The following is a 16,109-nucleotide window of genomic DNA, read 5'->3' as shown; positions in this document are numbered from 1 at the left end:
CGACCTGCCGAACCTGGTGGGCGAATACGAACAACTGCTCGCCGCCGCCAGCCCCGCCTACGATTTCCAGGACTTCGACGAAAACTCGGTCGCCACCACGTTCTATACCACCGGCACCACCGGCAACCCCAAGGGCGTGTATTTCACCCATCGGCAACTGGTGCTGCACACCATGGGCGTGTCGACCATCATGGGCGCCATCGACAGTGTGCGGTTGCTGGGCACCAACGACGTGTACATGCCGATTACGCCGATGTTCCATGTCCATGCCTGGGGCCTGCCGTACGTGGCGACCATGCTCGGGCTCAAGCAGGTCTACCCCGGCCGTTATGACCCCGAATTCCTGGTCCAGTTGTGGCGCAAGGAGAAAGTCACCTTTTCCCACTGCGTGCCGACCATTCTGCAAATGGTCCTCAATGCCAAGGGCGCCCAGGACACCGATTTCGCTGGCTGGAAAATCGTCATCGGCGGCAGCGCCCTGAACCGCAGCCTGTATGAAGCGGCCAAGGCCAGGGGCATCCAGCTCACCGCCGCCTATGGCATGTCGGAAACCGGCCCGCTGGTGTCCTGCGCCCACCTCAACGACGAATTGATGGCCGGCAGCGAAGACGAACGCATCACCTACCGGATCAAGGCCGGCGTACCAGGGCCATTGGTGGAAGCGGCGATTGTCGACGCCGAGGGGCATTTCCTGCCCGCTGACGGCGAGACCCAGGGCGAGCTGGTGCTGCGCGCACCGTGGCTCACCGAGGGTTATTTCAACGAGCCGCAGAAGGGCGCCGAGCTCTGGGCCGGCGGCTGGCTGCACACCGGCGATGTCGCCACGCTGGACAGCATGGGCGTGATCGATATTCGCGACCGCATCAAGGACGTGATCAAGACTGGCGGTGAATGGATCTCGTCCCTGGACCTGGAAGACCTCATCAGCCGTCACGTGGCGGTACGCGAAGTAGCAGTGGTGGGGATTCCCGATCCGCAGTGGGGCGAGCGCCCATTTGCCTTGCTGGTCATCCGCGAAGGGCATCAGATCGGGGCTCGCGAGCTCAAGGAACATCTCAAGCCGTTCGTCGAATTGGGGCACCTGAGCAAGTGGGCGATCCCGAGCCAGATCGCCCTTGTTACGGAAATTCCCAAGACCAGCGTCGGCAAGCTCGACAAGAAGCGTATCCGCATCGACGTCACCGAATGGCAGAGCAATAACAGCACCTTCCTGTCGACGCTTTAAACGTTTTTGCCGTGCCAGAAAGGGCACGGCAGCCCCACCAAGCAAGCGCTTGCCTTGTCAAACCGAAAATTTCAGCCATCCTTGCCGTGCCGACATCTGTCGGCCTGGCGAAAGGACTGTTCCAGAGTGGTCGCGGGCTGCAAATCACACTTTAGAGGGATCAAGCCGTACTACCTGCTGGCTATAGTCCGTTTAAGGATTTTCAAGAACGGGGCGCACGCACTAAACGGGCGATGCGACTTTGAACGGGGAGGAACGTTGCCATTCCCAGCCGTTGAAAGTGTTCTTGGAAAATACTGACTGCCATAAAAATAAAAGCACATGGAGTAGCGTCGATGACCTCAGCAAACACGTTCTGGCGCCGGGCAAAACTGCCTCTGGCGGTCAGTCTCGCCTCTTCGCTCGCCGGGCCAGCATTCGGCGTCAGTTTCAACATCGGTGAAATCGAGGGCCAGTTCGACTCGTCCCTGTCGGTCGGCGCAAGCTGGTCCACGGCCAAGGCCAACAGGGACCTGATCGGCGTCAACAACGGCGGCAAGGGCCTGTCCCAGACCTCCGACGACGGTCACCTGAACTTCAAGCGCGGGGAAACCTTTTCGAAGATCTTCAAGGGTATCCACGACCTGGAACTCAAGTACGGCGATACCGGCGTGTTTGTGCGCGGCAAGTACTGGTACGACTTCGAACTCAAGGACGAACATCGCCTGTACAAGGACATCAGCGACACTAACCGCAAGGAAGGCGCCCAGTCTTCCGGCGGGCAGATCCTCGATGCCTTCATCTACCACAACTACGCCATTGGCGATCAGCCGGGTTCGGTTCGCCTGGGTAAACAGGTGGTCAGCTGGGGTGAAAGTACCTTCATCCAGGGCGGGATCAACTCGATCAACCCGGTCGACGTGTCGGCGTTCCGTCGTCCTGGTGCCGAGGTCAAGGAAGGCCTGATTCCGGTCAACATGTTCTATGTGTCCCAGAGCCTGACCGACAACCTGTCGGCCGAGGCGTTCTACCAGTTGGAGTGGGACCAGACCGTGGTGGACAACTGCGGTACGTTCTTCTCGCAGCCGGACGTGGTTGCCGATGGTTGCACCGACAACCTGCGAGTGCTGAACAAACGCTCCACGCTCCCGGCGGCCGCCTTGGGCCCAGCGGAGGCGCTTGGCGTCAACGTCAACGAAGAAGGCGTGCTGGTGCGTCGCGGTCCGGATCGTGATGCTCGCGACAGTGGCCAGTGGGGCGTGTCGTTCAAGTACATGTTCGAGCCGCTGGACACCGAGTTTGGTGCCTACTTCATGAACTACCACAGCCGTGCGCCGATTTTCAGTGCCACCGGTGCTCCACAGTCCGTCTTTGACCTGGCAGCAGGACTGCCGCCTGCGTTCGCCGCGCTGTCGCCTCTGCTGGTGGCGGGTAACTCGAACTATTTCATCGAGTACCCTGAAGATATCCGTCTCTACGGTTTGAGTTTCTCCACCACCTTGCCTACCGGTACGGCGTGGAGCGGTGAACTGAGCTATCGTCCGAACGCCCCGGTGCAACTGAGCACCACGGACATTCTTTTCGCCGGTGTGACCCCGCTTCCCGGTCTTGGCAATGCTTCGATCCTCCCTGGCTCGCCGGGTCAGGACCTGCATGGCTATAACCGTAAGGAAATCACTCAGTTCCAGACCACGTTCACCCACTTCCTGGATCAGGTCATGGGCGCTAGCCGTCTGACCCTGGTGGGTGAAGTCGGCGTGACCTACGTGGGCGGCCTGGAAAGCAGGTCCGACGCTCGTTACGGCCGTGACCCGGTGTTTGGTCCGGGCGAACTGCCCAACGGTTTCTGTAACCTGCTCAATGGCTCGACTGCGGCCGGTGGTGGCCAGACCAGTGCCGATGTGAACAGCAACTGCAACAACGACGGCTTCACCACCTCCACTTCCTGGGGCTACCGTGCCCGCGCCATCTGGGAATACCCGGACGTGTTCGCCGGTGTGAACCTCAAGCCCAACGTGGCCTGGTCCCATGACGTCAAAGGCTACTCGCCAGGCCCGGGCGCCAACTTTGAAGAAGGCCGCAAAGCCGTCAGCCTCGGACTGGATGCCGAGTATCAGAACACCTACAACGCGAGCCTGGCCTACACCAACTTCTTTGGTGGCGACTTCAGCACCGTGGACGATCGCGATTTCCTGGCGCTCAGCGTCGGCGTGACCTTCTAAGCACAGTATTTCAGGACGACACACTATGAAAATAACAAAGAGTCTGTTGCAGGTCGGTGTTTTGGGGCTATCCCTGCTGGCCGCCAGCGTCATGGCGGCTGTGCCTGCCGCCGAAGCCGACAAACTGGGCAAAAGCCTGACGCCGATGGGCGCCGAAATGGCCGGCAATGCCGACGGTTCGATCCCGGCCTGGAAACCCATGGCCAAGAACGCCGGCAGCGTGGACAGCAAGGGTTTCCTTTCCGACCCGTACGCCAGTGAAAAGCCGCTGTTCACCATCACTGCGCAGAACGTCGACCAGTACAAAGACAAGCTCGCGCCGGGCCAGTACGCGATGTTCAAGCGTTACCCGGAATCCTTCAAGATGCCGGTCTACCCATCCCATCGCGGCGCCACCGTGCCGGATGACGTGTATGCCTCCATCAAGAAAAACGCGGTGAACACCAAGCTGGTGTCCGGCGGTAACGGTCTGGAGAACTTCGAGACGGCTGTGCCGTTCCCGATTCCCCAGAGCGGTGTGGAAGTGATCTGGAACCACATCACTCGCTATCGCGGCGGCAGCGTGACCCGCCTGGTGACCCAGGCCACGCCGCAGCCCAACGGCTCCTACAGCCTGGTGTACTTCAGGGACCAGTTCGTGTTCCGCGACAAGATGAAGGATTTCGATCCGGCCAACCCTGGCAACATCCTGTTCTACTTCAAGCAGCAAGTCACCGCGCCGGCGCGTCTGGCCGGTGGTGTACTGCTGGTGCACGAAACCCTCGACCAGGTGAAGGAACCGCGTTCTGCGTGGGTCTACAACGCCGGCCAGCGCCGTGTGCGCCGTGCGCCACAGGTCTCCTATGACGGCCCGGGCACCGCTGCCGACGGCCTGCGTACCTCCGACAACCTGGACATGTACAACGGTGCGCCGGATCGCTACGACTGGAAGCTGGTGGGCAAGAAAGAACTGTACATCGCCTCCAACAGCTACAAGATCGATTCGCCTCAGCTCAAGTACGCCGACATCATCAAGGCCGGCCATATCAACCAGGACCTGGCTCGCTACGAGCTGCGTCGGGTCTGGCATGTGACCGCGACCCTGAAGGAAGGCCAACGCCACATCTACGCCAAGCGTGACTTCTACATCGACGAAGACACCTGGCAAGCCGCGGTGATCGACCATTACGACGGTCGTGGCCAACTGTGGCGCGTTGCCGAGGCCCATGCCGAGAACTACTACGACAAGCAAGTGCCGTGGTACGCCCTGGAAACCCTCTACGACCTGCAGTCCGGCCGCTATCTGGCGCTGGGCATGAAGAACGAAGAGAAATCGGCCTACGACTTCGGCTTCACCGCCAGCACCGCCGAGTTCACTCCCAACGCATTGCGCCAGGAGGGTATCCGCTAAACAGCTTCACCCGAGGCCGCATCCTCGAAAAAACGCCCCGACTGGTTCGGGGCGTTTTTTTGCCCAACACAAACCCCCTGTGGCTAGGGGATTTATCCCCGCTGGGCTGCGAAGCAGCCCCAAAAAGCTCTAGCGTTACCTCGCTCCTGCGTGGGAATGATCAAAACTCCCTCGCCACAAGAGCGGTGGCTGCCTGAGTTTTTCGAATCGGTCGGCTTGTAGCCTTTTTGTAGCCATTTGTAGCAACTCCCTTCAATACCTCCTCGTTTACCGCTAGTCTGCGGACATCTGCAACGCCGCCACCCGCATTTCAACAAGAGCCGGCCATGACTGATCTGTCTTCACTCCCGGGTTCTGCCCGCACCGCCGTCGCGGTCCAGGACGGGCGCTTCTACCGCCCGCCCTTGCCTGACGGCCATGTCGTGCGGCCGCGGTTGTGCGAGCGCTTGAGTGCGGGGCTTGGAGGTCGGTTGCTGTTGGTGAGCGCACCGGCGGGGTTCGGCAAAAGCTCACTGGCGGTGGAGTTCTGCCAGAGCCTGCCGGCCTATTGGCAAAGCCTCTGGCTGGGGCTCAGTGCCCGGGACAACGACCCGGGACGCTTTCTGGAACGGCTGCTCGAAGGGCTCCAGGCGTTCTTCCCGCAGTTGGGAGGTCGGGCGTTGGGGCTGCTGAAAATGCGCCAGCGCCACCAACCTTTCGCTTTCGAAGAATGGCTCGACGGCCTGCTGGATGAACTGTCCGCGCATCTGTCGCCGGATACACCCTTGCTGCTGGTGCTCGACGACTACCACCTGGCCCAAAGCCCGGTGCTGGACCGTTGCCTGCAATTTTTCCTTAATCACCTGCCCGAAGGTTTGCTGGTGCTGGTCACCAGTCGGCAGCGCCCGGACTGGCATCTGGCGCGCCTGCGTCTGTCACGCCAATTGCTCGAACTGAACGAGCAGGACTTGCGCCTGACCCATGAAGAAGCCCAGACCCTGCTGCAGCACCACAGCAGTTCGTTGCGCGGCGAAGCCCTGGAGAGTCTGATCCAGCGCAGCGAAGGCTGGGTGGCCGGGCTGCGTTTCTGGTTGCTGGCCGCTTCCGAGGCCGGGACTGAGGGGCGGATGCCCCAGGCTCTGCATGGCGGCGAAGGGCTGATTCGCGATTACCTGCTTGAGGAAGTCATCGACTGTCTGCCCGCCGAAGTGCAGGCGTTTCTCTACGACACCGCGTCCCAGGAACGTTTCTGCAGCGAACTGTGTGATGCCGTGCGCGAAGCCCATGACAGCGCCGAAATCCTGGAGTATCTGGCGGCGCACCAGGTGTTCCTGGTGCCGCTGGACGAGCATGGCCACTGGTACCGTTACCACCATCTGTTTTCCGATTTGCTGCGCAGCCGTCCCAGTGCGCCGGCCATGGTACCGGCTGCGACCCTGCACCTGCGGGCCTGCCGCTGGTTCAATGCCCAGGGCCTGATCGACGAGGCCGTGGAACAGGCGCTGCGGGCCGGGCACCTGGATGTGGCGGCGAACCTGGTGCAGAACCTCTCGGAGGAGCAATTGCTGGCCGAGCAGAACGTCGGCATGTTGCTGCGCTGGAAAATGGACTTGCCCGACAGCCTGCTCATCAGCACGCCGCGCTTGATCGTGCTGTACAGCTGGGCGCTGGGGCTGGCCTGCCAGTTGGACGCCGCTGAAGAACTGGCCGCCCACCTGAGCCGGTTCCTGCCGGCGCCTTCGGCCACTGCGCAAAAATCCATGCTTGCCCAATGGCTGGCCCTGAGCGGAATCATTGCCCGTGGCCGTGGGGACCGCGAGGCCACTGTGCGTTACTGCACCGAAGCCCTGGAGAGCCTGCCGCAAAAGCGCTATGGCCAACGTCTGATGTGCCTGTCCACGCTGTCGAACCTGGCGATTGCCGACGGTGACCTGTGGCGCGCCCGGGCCTTGAACCGTGACTCCCTGGAGCTGGCGCAGCGCGTCGGTAACCCGTTGTTCGAGGCCCTGGCCCATTACGACCGCGCCCGGGTGTTGCAAGCGCGAGGGGAGATCCTGCGGGCGCTCGATGAAGTGCGCCAGGGCCTGCAACGCCTGCACGCACTCTCGCCGCAACGGCTGTATGCCGTGCGGGCGCGATTGATTCTGTACGAGGGGTTCCTGCTGACCTTGCGCATGCAGCCCCAGGCCGGCTTGGCGCGGTTGCAGGCCGGTCTTACCGAAGCGCGGGCGTGTCGCGACATCAGCGTGTTGATCGGCCACTGCGTGATCGCGCGGGTTGAAGGCCACGCTCGTGAATTCGCCCGGGCCTTTGCCGAACTGGCCGAAGCCGAGCGCCTGATGCATATCTGGGACGTTCCGCCGATTTATTACCTGGCGATGATCACCCTGGTCAAATGCGAACTCTGGCTGGCCCAGGGCCGTACGGACCTAGCCGAAGCCTGGCTGGCGCGGCTGGGGCAGACCTACACCGGTGAGCGGGCCGCCGCGCCGCCGGAATTCCACCCGCAACTGCCGCTGCACGTCGAACTGCAACAGGCAGTGCTGGAGTCCATCCGCGGCCAGCCCATGTTGGCCGAAGGACGGCTCAATGCCTTGCTTGAACACGGCCAGCAAACCGGCCGGCAGATGCTCAGTGTGATGGCGCTCAACCAGAAGGTCGCCTTGCTGCTGAGCGTCGGCCGCGAACCCGAAGCCCGCAGTACCCTGGCCCAAGCCCTCGAAGCCGCCGCTGGCGGGGTGCTGCAGCCGTTCGAATGGTTGCTGGGCGAACATCGGGAGTGGCTGCGCGAGCAATTGTTGCGCGCCCCCCCCAGCCCCTTGCGCCAGAACCTGCTTGAGCGCTTGCCGTCGACGGTGGCTGCCGATTCACCGGCCCCCGTCGAAACCCTCAGCAGTCGCGAGCGGGCGGTGCTGCAATTGATTGCCCAGGGCTGTTCGAACCAGGAAATCAGCGAGCAGTTGTTCATCTCACTGCACACGGTCAAGACCCACGCCAGCCACATCAACAGCAAACTCGGCGTGGAGCGCCGCACCCAGGCCGTGGCGCGGGCGAAGGTGCTGGGGTTGTTGGGCTAGGACTGGTTACTTGTGCCAAGCAGTTGGCCAGCGATAAGGAATGCTTGATGTTACCCCTGTACAAAACCATCCCATCCCCCGTGGGCCAACTGATCCTCGTCGCCCGGGATACAAAACTGGCGGCCATCCTCTGGGAAAACGAGCGTCTCAACCGCGTGCGCCTGGGGCCTTTGGAAGAGGACAGCCAGCATCCGGTCCTCAAGGAAACCGAGCACCAGCTCATGGAGTATTTCGCCGGCCAGCGCCGCCGTTTCGACCTGGCGCTGGACTTTGCCGGCACCGACTTCCAAGTCCGGGTCTGGCAGGCGCTGCTGACCATTCCGTTCGGTGAAACCCGCAGCTACCGCGACATCGCCATCCAGATCGGCCAGCCCACGGCGGTGCGGGCGGTAGGCGCCGCCAACGGCCGCAACCCCATCTCCATCATCGCCCCCTGCCACCGCGTCATCGGCACCTCCGGCAGCCTTACCGGCTTTGCGGGCGGCCTTGCGGCCAAACAGTTCCTGCTGAGCCTGGAAGGTCAGCAGACGCTGCAGTTGGTGTTTTGAGTTATTTCATTTGGCCGCAAACCCATAACACTGCAAATCCCTTGTGGGAGCGAGCCTGCTCGCGATAGCGGAAGGTCAGCTTGCAAGGATGTTGGATGGGCCTGCGCTATCGCGAGCAGGCTCGCTCCCACACAGGACTCACTCGGTTCAGGCCGAAGGCTCTTGCGGCGCCAGCATGCGCGTCGGCGGTTGGCCGTTGGCGTTGTGCTGGAATATCTGCGTCGGCTGCCCCTGTTCATTGAAGAACACCTGCCCGATCCCCGCCGAGTTCCACAACCGCTCTCCCGCCTCGGCGTGTTCGGGGGTGTGAGGAATGATGCGCATGCTGCGACGCTTGGTGAACCAGTTCAGGGGCGAGCGGGGAGAGTAGAGCCAACGGTTCAGACGATCGAACCATTCCAGCAGCGCCGGCGGGAACTCATTCTTGATGCCGCTGCTGGTGATCTGCCAGATGCGCGGGCCGCCCTTACGGTGTGGGATCAGCACCTCATAGACGAAGGAATAATGCACATCCCCGGACAGCACCACGTAATTACCGGGCGTGCGCGAGTGCCGGAAAATGTTCAGGATTACTTGCGCCGCGCCGCGATGGGCCATCCAGTTTTCCGCGTCCACCAGCAGCGGATAACCGCACCAACTGAACACCCGTTGCACGGTTTCGATCAGCTTCACACCGAAGATCGGCGCCGGTGAAACGATAATCGCCGAGGGATGATCCAGCAGTTCCTGCTGAAGTTCGCTCAGGGCTTCCCAATCGAGCAGTCCCGAAGGCTGCTTGAGGTTGCGCTCGCTGCGCCAGCGGCGGGTGCGGGTGTCGAGCACCACCAGGGCCGGGGTGGTCGGCAACACGTAGTGCCATTGCTGGAAACCCAGCAGCGTGTCGATCAGTTTGTCCTGTGGGCCGCTGTCCAGGTAACGGTCCCGGGCGGTGTCGCTCAGGGCCAGGGTTTGCTGGATCACCTCATCAAACGCGTCCGGGTTGTTGCCCCAGCCCTGGCAGAGCATGTAGGCGATCAACGCGTTGCCGATGATGCGCTTGGAGAACGGGTGGCCGTAGGCCGTTTCTTCCCACTGCGCGGATAGATTCCAGTCATCGGTGATGTCGTGATCGTCGAAAATCATCAGGCACGACAGGTGTGCAAACACCCGCGCCGCGCCCCCAAGACCGGTCTTGAAACCCTCGATGCGCTGCTGTTCCAGCGCATAGCGCTGGCGCCGCTCGGCGGTCAGTTCCGGCGGTTGCGGGTCGATCAGGGTCCACGGCACGGGTGACCACACCAGCAAATACATCGCCATCACTTCAGCGAAGGTCACCAGATGATTGTCGGCGCTGCTGCTGGTGAATATCGGCTTGCGGGCCCCGCCGAAAAAACGCTCGCGTAGGGTTTCATTGCTTTCCAGCGCCGGTAATAAATCGGCGCGGTGGTAGTAGCTGGCCGGGTGTTCATAGAGCTTGGCGCTGTCTTCAACCACCGCGCCGTCCAGGCATTCCTCGAACAGCCCCAGCCGCTCGATCAACGCATGAATCGCCCGCAGCATGGGCCCGGCGACGTCATCGGCATAGACCTGATCGCCGCTCATCATCAACAACGCCGGACGCTGCTGTGGGGCTTGTGCCAACAGCCGGTCGACGCAGAGCAAGCCGTCGTGGGTCGGATAGTGGGGTTTGCGGCAGGAACCATGGACCAGTTGATCGATACGCGAATGCAGGACGAAGTTCGGGCACTGCGCCTGGCCATACAACAGATGGGGCGCCCATTCGGCAATGGGCGCGCCGTCCACCAGCAGGTCGTAGTCAATCACCACGTCCTGGGGCAGGGCGGTGTCGAGTCGTACATCGATCAGGTGCACAAAAGCCTGCTGCCCCACCGGCACTACGGTGCAGCGCGGGGCATCCAGGGTGAGATCGCCCACACCGGCCACACGCAGCGTCAACGTGAGGGGGCGTGTACCCACCAGCCACATCACCAGCCGTGTGGGCTCCAGTCGCCGCAGCAGCGGGCCGACCAGGACAGGGGGCAGGGCAGGGGAGATGTCAGATGAGGACGGCAACATTCGCAGGTAAAGCTCTGGCTCCGATGGAGGCGGGGATCATAACGCAATGCGCTGGAGAACTGGGACTCGGTGAAAAGGCGGCGTGCTCCAGCTCTTGTGGCGAGGGAGCTTGCTCCCTCGCCACAGGCTGCACTGGGCTTTGCTGCCTCACTGCGCCTGATTGGAAGCTTCAGCGGCTTTAATCAAATCCGGCCCAATCTCTTTTTCAAACTTGGCCCACACCGGTTTCATCTTCTCGCGCCAGGCGTTGCGCTGCTGGGGGGTGAGGCTGATGATCTCGGTGGTCCCGGCGTCGAGGATGAACTGCTTGTCCTGCTGGTTCAGTCGGTCCGCCTCACTGTTTGCATAGGCGGTGGCCTCGACCACGATCTTGTCCAGTTCGGTGCGGATATCCGGCGGCAGGCCGTTCCAGAAGTCGGACGAGGCGATCAGCATGTAGTCGAGAATGCCGTGGTTGGATTCGGTGATGTACTTCTGCACTTGATGCTGTTTCTGGTTGTAGAAGTTTGAGTAGGTGTTCTCCGTGCCGTTGACCAAACCGGTGCGCAGGCCCTGGTATACCACAGAGAAAATCATCGGTTGGGGGATGGCGCTCACGGCCTTGAATTGTTCTTCCAGCACGGCCGAACTCTGCACCCGGAACTTCAAGCCACGGGCATCCTCGGGTACACGCAGTGGTTTGTTGGCCGACAACTGCTTCATGCCGTTGTGCCAATAGGCCAGGCCAGTGACGTTCTTGCTTTCCATGGACTTGAGCAGTTTCTGGCCTTCCGGGCTCTGCTGGAAGCGGTCCACCGCGGCAATGTCGTTGAACAGAAACGGCAAGTCGAACAACTGCACGGATCGGGTGTACTGATCGAACTTGGCCAGCGAGCGCGCAATGATCTGCACGTCACCCAGCAGCAGCGCTTCCATCTCCTTGTCATCGCCAAACAACGTGGAGTTGGGATACACCTCGACCTTCACCCGGCCTGGCAATCGTTCATCCGCCAGTTTCTTGAACATCAACGCGCCCTGGCCCTTGGGCGTTTGCTCGGCCACGACATGGGAAAATTTGATCACGATCGGTTCAGCCGCCATGGCTGAGCCCAGCAGGCTGAAACTCAAGGTACAGACGAGCGCTTTGCAAAGAGGTTTTAGCATGGTGAGGCTTCCCTTTTATTGGTCGACGGTGCGACACGCAGGCTTAGCCCGACAGCGCAGTGGCGAGGGAACAAATGCCCTCGCCGCTGCGCCTGTCTTGAGTCGGGGCTAGCTCATCCCCAACCAGTTCGGCAAGGCCAGCGAGATCCATGGCACATAGGTAATCAGCATCAGGAACGCCAGCAGGATCATCAGCCATGGCATAGCTGCGCGGATGGTGGCGGGCAGCGACATGCCGGTCACCGCCGAGGTGACGAACAGGTTCAGCCCCACCGGAGGCGTGATCAGGCCGATCTCCAGGTTCACCACCATGATGATGCCCAGGTGGATTGGGTCGATGCCCAGTTGCATGGCGATAGGGAACAGGATCGGCGCCAGGATCAGGATGATCGCCGAAGGCTCCATGAACGCACCGGCAATCAACAGCACGATGTTCACCACCAGCAGGAAGGTCACCGGCGTCAGCCCGGCATCGATCACCCAAGCGGTGATTTGCTGCGGCAGTTGCTCGGTGGTCAGCACATGGGCGAAGAGCATGGCGTTGGCAATGATGAACATCAGCATGATGCTCAGCTTGGCCGATTCGAGCAGCACTTTGGGCGTCTCACGGAACGTGAGGTCCTTGTAGACGAACAGTGCGATGAAGGCCGAATACACCGCCGCCACCGCAGCCGCTTCGGTGGGTGTGAACATCCCGGAATAGATCCCGCCGAGGATGATCACCATCAGCAGCAGACCCCAGAGGGCCTTGCGCGCCGTGGACAGCCATTCGCGCAACGTTGCCCGAGGCAGGGCCGGCAGGTTTTTCTTCACAGCGACGATATAGATCGCCACCATCAACGATAAACCCAGCAGCAGGCCCGGGATCACCCCGGCCATGAACAGCTTGCCCACCGAGGTTTCGGTCGCGGCGGCGTACACCACCATCACGATCGACGGCGGAATCAGGATGCCCAAGGTGCCGGCGTTGCAGACGATGCCGGCGCCGAACGCCTGTGGATAACCCGAGCGCACCATACCGGCAATGGCGATGGAACCGACCGCCGCCACCGTCGCAGGGCTTGAACCCGACAACGCGGCAAACAGCATGCACGCCAGTACCGCCGCAATCGCCAGACCGCCACGGATATGCCCGACGCAGGCGTTGGCAAAGTCGATCAGGCGTCGCGCCACGCCACCGGTGGTCATGAACGCACCGGCCAGCAGGAAGAACGGAATCGCCAGCAGTGTGTAGTGCTCAGAGGTTTCGAACAGCTTGATCGCCAGGGAGCGCACTGAGTCCGGGCTGAAGAAAATGATGGTCAGCGAACCGGCCAGCCCCAACGAAATGGCGATGGGCACGCCGATAAACATCAGCACGAACAGCGCCACGAACAGGAAGGCAATGGTCATGGCTTGTCTTCCTCGTGTTCAGTCAATTTGATGGCTTCGGCCGCTTCATCGGCCAGGCCCAAGCCGGTCTGACGATTCATCAGGATGCGCACGAGGATTTCCGCGAAACGGATAAACACCAACGCAAAACCCACCGGCACGATCAGGCCGATGTGCCATTGCATGATGCCGAAGTGGCCCAGGTCCTCTGCGCCGATCTGCGCGATCATCAGGGTATTGATCCACTCGTAACTGGCGACGGCCAGCAGCCCGGCGTAAGTCAGGCAGCACAGGCAAGCGATCACGCCGATAAAGCGTTGTACCGGTTTGCTCGCCAGTTTCACCAGCGCATCCACGCCGATATGCCCGGCCGTGCGCACGCCGTAGGACAAGCCGAAAAAGATCAGCCAGCCAAACAGGGCCTTGGTCAGCGAGCTGCTCCAGGTCATCGCCTGGGCCATGCCCATGATGCCGTCACCAATGGCGAACGCCGGCTCGCTGGCGGCTGGCCAGTTGTCACCGAGGCTGTAAAAAACGGTGTAGAGGTTGTTGAGCACCACATAGACGAAAGTAACCAGCGTCATGGCGGCCAGAAGAAAGGCAATGAAACCTTCCTCGAAGTGTTCCCAGATGCGCCGAAGGGCGTTCATGGATGACATCTCCTGCAGGGGGGACGACCGGCCGGCGCTGCCAGGGCGGCAGCACCGGCCAACCCATTACTGAGCCTTGTTGGAGGCTTCGGCGGCTTTGATCAGATCAGCACCGATGTCACCTTCAAACTTCTTCCACACCGGCTTCATCTTGTCGCGCCACTCGCCGCGCTCTTCAGGCGTGAGGGTGATGATTTCGGTGGTCTTGGCGTCCAGGATGCGCTGCTTGTCTTTCTGGTTCAGTTGCGCCGCCTCGTTGTTCACGTGGGTGGTGACTTCAACCAGAATCTTGTCCAGTTCGGTACGGATGTCAGGTTGCAGGCCGTTCCAGAACTTGGTGTTGGTGATCAGCATGTAGTCGAGTACACCGTGGTTGGACTCGGTGATGTACTTCTGTACTTCATGCATTTTCTGGCTGTAGATGTTCGAGTACGGGTTTTCCGCACCGTTGACCACGCCAGTCTGCAGGCCTTGGTAGACCTCGGCGAAACTCATTTTGCGCGGGTTGGCGTTCACCGCCTTGAACTGCTCTTCCAGCACGGCCGAGGCCTGCACGCGGAACTTCAGGCCACGGGCATCCTTGGGTTCACGCAGTGGCTTGTTCGCCGACAACTGCTTCATGCCGTTGTGCCAATAGGCCAGGCCGGTGATGTTCTTGCTTTCCATGGACTTGAGCAGCTTCTGGCCTTCAGGGCTCAACTGGAAGCGGTCCACGGCGGAGATGTCATCGAACAGAAACGGCAGGTCGAACAACTGCACGGACTTGGTGTAGTGCTCGAACTTGGCCAGCGACGGCGCAATCATCTGCACGTCGCCCAGCAGCAGGGCTTCCATTTCCTTGCCATCGCCGAACAGCGAGGAGTTGGGGTACACCTCGACCTTCACTTTGCCTGGCAGACGCTCTTCCACGAGCTTCTTGAACATCAGTGCGCCCTGGCCCTTGGGCGTTTGTTCGGCTACTACGTGGGAGAACTTGATGACGACAGGATCCGCCGCCATGGCCGTGCTCAACGCACTGAGTGCCAGCGTACAGGCGAGCGCTTTCCAGATAGGTTTGAACATTGTGGGGTTTCCTCTTTTGTTTTTGTATTTATCGTGCGGGCTCATTCAAAACGCAGCGCACGGCGGGACAGTTGCAAGTCTAGGCAGAAAAACAGTTTGCCGGGGGATTGTGACGGTCAGTGCGGGAAAAATCGCGAGTATTGGCTAACGCCTCAAAAGGGTGCGTTAGAGCCTTCCAGGGCTGGGACGACAACCATCGGGACCGAAACAGGGCGAAAGGTTTCAGCCTGCAACCGTAACGGGGGTCAGGAAACCATAAAAGCGAAATAATGGCTACTGGCCTGTTCGCTGGCCACGCATCGGGTGTCGGGGGATTTAGCCTGGTGAGACGGCGAAATGCTCGGTCATGGCCTTGTGATGTTACTCCTGGCTGCGCCAGAATCCCCGCGCCCGTCTCGATATGGGCCCAGGAAGCCTGGAACGCTTTTCAACCCCACAAGGATTTACCGATGATCGATTTCAACAACAAAGGCTTCTTCAAGCTCAAGCAGAACGATGAGTATGCCGAACGCGTAACAGCCCTGCTGCTGGATGGCGAACAGGTCATCGACGCCTATAAGTCCATGCGCGACGGCGTAGTCTTCACCAACAAACGCATCATCGCGGTGAACGTGCAAGGCATCACCGGCAGCAAAAAAGACTTCACTTCTCTGCCTTATAAAAACATCGTGGCCTACTCGGTAGAAACCTCCGGCACCTTCGACCTGGATTCGGAACTGGAGATTTACTTTTCATCCCTGGGCAAGGTGAAGTTCGAATTCACCGGCAAGACAGGCATCGTCGAAATATCGAAGCTGATCTCCAGGCATCTTTTGGCCTGATGTCAGCGGACCCTGAGTGAATACGAAAACTCAGGGGGTGAAGTGGCGCCTGTTACGTTGAGCGTTCAAGCGCAGGGACAGCCACATGCCACTTCAATGAGGGGCATGTGGCGAGTTCTTTGGGACCGTTCATTTGCAGTACATGTCGGTCACTATTTTGCTGCTGGAGTTGTCGGTAACCACAGTGAGACGATCATTTCTCAAGTCCTTGGTCATGACGACTCCGGTGACCCTGACCGCTTCCAGGTTCAGTTGCGATACGTACTCTTCTTCGGACAGAGCCGTTTCACCCATCCCCCCTGGTTTCAACTCCTTGGCTTGCGCGACCTTGTCCGCGCTGCAAGGCTCGCGTCCTGCCGCGAAAGCTTGAAAAGTCATGCCGCTCAATAATAGGGAAAGAGCCAGCAGGGTCGGTTTAGTGGCACAGTATCTTGTGTTCATCATGAACTCCTTGCGGGTCATCGAAGATTGGCTTCGCGTACTTGCGAGGCTGGATCAGGTTAGAAGTGAGCCGCAGTGAGGACCACTGTCATATCTGACAGTAGCCAAGACCTGATGGAAGTAAGTGAATACGGATTTTGTATTGG

General features: G+C 60.6%; 12 protein-coding genes. 6 read left to right on the top strand and 6 right to left on the bottom strand.

What is annotated here, in order from left to right:
* The 5 genes from GSM73_RS18880 to GSM73_RS18860 form a co-directional block, all read left to right on the top strand.
* Positions 1-1,225: long-chain-fatty-acid--CoA ligase (locus tag GSM73_RS18880; protein WP_256676973.1), on the top strand; the 1,225-nt coding region annotated here is incomplete at its 5' end.
* A gap of 335 nt (positions 1,226-1,560) precedes the next feature.
* Positions 1,561-3,426, top strand: a complete 1,866-nt coding sequence (locus tag GSM73_RS18875; RefSeq protein WP_047229432.1) for a DUF1302 domain-containing protein — start codon at positions 1,561-1,563, stop codon at positions 3,424-3,426.
* Between the two features lie 25 nt (positions 3,427-3,451).
* Positions 3,452-4,816, top strand: coding sequence for a DUF1329 domain-containing protein (locus GSM73_RS18870; RefSeq protein ID WP_047229433.1), 1,365 nt, complete (start codon positions 3,452-3,454; stop codon positions 4,814-4,816).
* Positions 4,817-5,142: 326 nt separating this feature from the next.
* Positions 5,143-7,872 carry a LuxR C-terminal-related transcriptional regulator gene (locus GSM73_RS18865; protein ID WP_160893508.1) on the top strand — a complete coding sequence of 910 codons (2,730 nt, stop codon included), beginning with the start codon at positions 5,143-5,145 and terminating at the stop codon, positions 7,870-7,872.
* A gap of 47 nt (positions 7,873-7,919) precedes the next feature.
* A complete protein-coding gene (locus GSM73_RS18860) occupies positions 7,920-8,420 on the top strand; it encodes a methylated-DNA--[protein]-cysteine S-methyltransferase (protein ID WP_047229435.1) in 501 nt (166 codons plus the stop codon).
* 147 nt (positions 8,421-8,567) lie between these two features.
* Here the strand turns inward: GSM73_RS18860 and GSM73_RS18855 are convergent, their stop codons facing one another.
* The 5 genes from GSM73_RS18855 to GSM73_RS18835 all read right to left on the bottom strand — a co-directional run bounded on the left by GSM73_RS18855 (position 8,568) and on the right by GSM73_RS18835 (position 14,701).
* Positions 8,568-10,475 (bottom strand): alkaline phosphatase D family protein, encoded by a 1,908-nt coding sequence (locus GSM73_RS18855; protein ID WP_160893506.1) that lies wholly within the window; start codon positions 10,473-10,475, stop codon positions 8,568-8,570.
* A 147-nt stretch (positions 10,476-10,622) separates the two neighbouring features.
* The gene (locus GSM73_RS18850; RefSeq protein WP_160893504.1) at positions 10,623-11,618 is read right to left on the bottom strand and encodes a TRAP transporter substrate-binding protein; all 996 of its coding nucleotides are present in this window, start codon (positions 11,616-11,618) and stop codon (positions 10,623-10,625) included.
* A 108-nt stretch (positions 11,619-11,726) separates the two neighbouring features.
* Positions 11,727-13,010, bottom strand: a complete 1,284-nt coding sequence (gene dctM, locus GSM73_RS18845; RefSeq protein WP_047229438.1) for a C4-dicarboxylate TRAP transporter large permease protein DctM — start codon at positions 13,008-13,010, stop codon at positions 11,727-11,729.
* On the bottom strand, positions 13,007-13,639 hold the full coding sequence (locus GSM73_RS18840) for a TRAP transporter small permease (RefSeq protein ID WP_107322914.1): 633 nt from the start codon (positions 13,637-13,639) through the stop codon (positions 13,007-13,009). Before GSM73_RS18840 ends, dctM begins: the two co-directional genes overlap by 4 nt.
* Before the next feature lie 66 nt (positions 13,640-13,705).
* Positions 13,706-14,701, bottom strand: a complete 996-nt coding sequence (locus GSM73_RS18835; protein ID WP_047229440.1) for a TRAP transporter substrate-binding protein — start codon at positions 14,699-14,701, stop codon at positions 13,706-13,708.
* 449 nt (positions 14,702-15,150) lie between these two features.
* Between GSM73_RS18835 and GSM73_RS18830 the strand changes: the two genes are divergently transcribed.
* Positions 15,151-15,522 (top strand): PH domain-containing protein, encoded by a 372-nt coding sequence (locus GSM73_RS18830; protein ID WP_047229441.1) that lies wholly within the window; start codon positions 15,151-15,153, stop codon positions 15,520-15,522.
* A 129-nt stretch (positions 15,523-15,651) separates the two neighbouring features.
* Here the strand turns inward: GSM73_RS18830 and GSM73_RS18825 are convergent, their stop codons facing one another.
* Entirely contained in the window at positions 15,652-15,963 is a 312-nt protein-coding gene (locus GSM73_RS18825; RefSeq protein WP_160893502.1) for a hypothetical protein, read from the bottom strand.
* Between the last annotated feature and the right edge of the window lie 146 nt (positions 15,964-16,109).

It is taken from the genome of Pseudomonas sp. PICF6, assembly GCF_009831705.1.
GTDB classification, from domain to species: Bacteria; Pseudomonadota; Gammaproteobacteria; order Pseudomonadales; family Pseudomonadaceae; genus Aquipseudomonas; species Aquipseudomonas rhizophila.
Note: the sequence above shows the minus strand (reverse complement) of the source record. Positions and strands in the feature narration are given on the sequence as shown.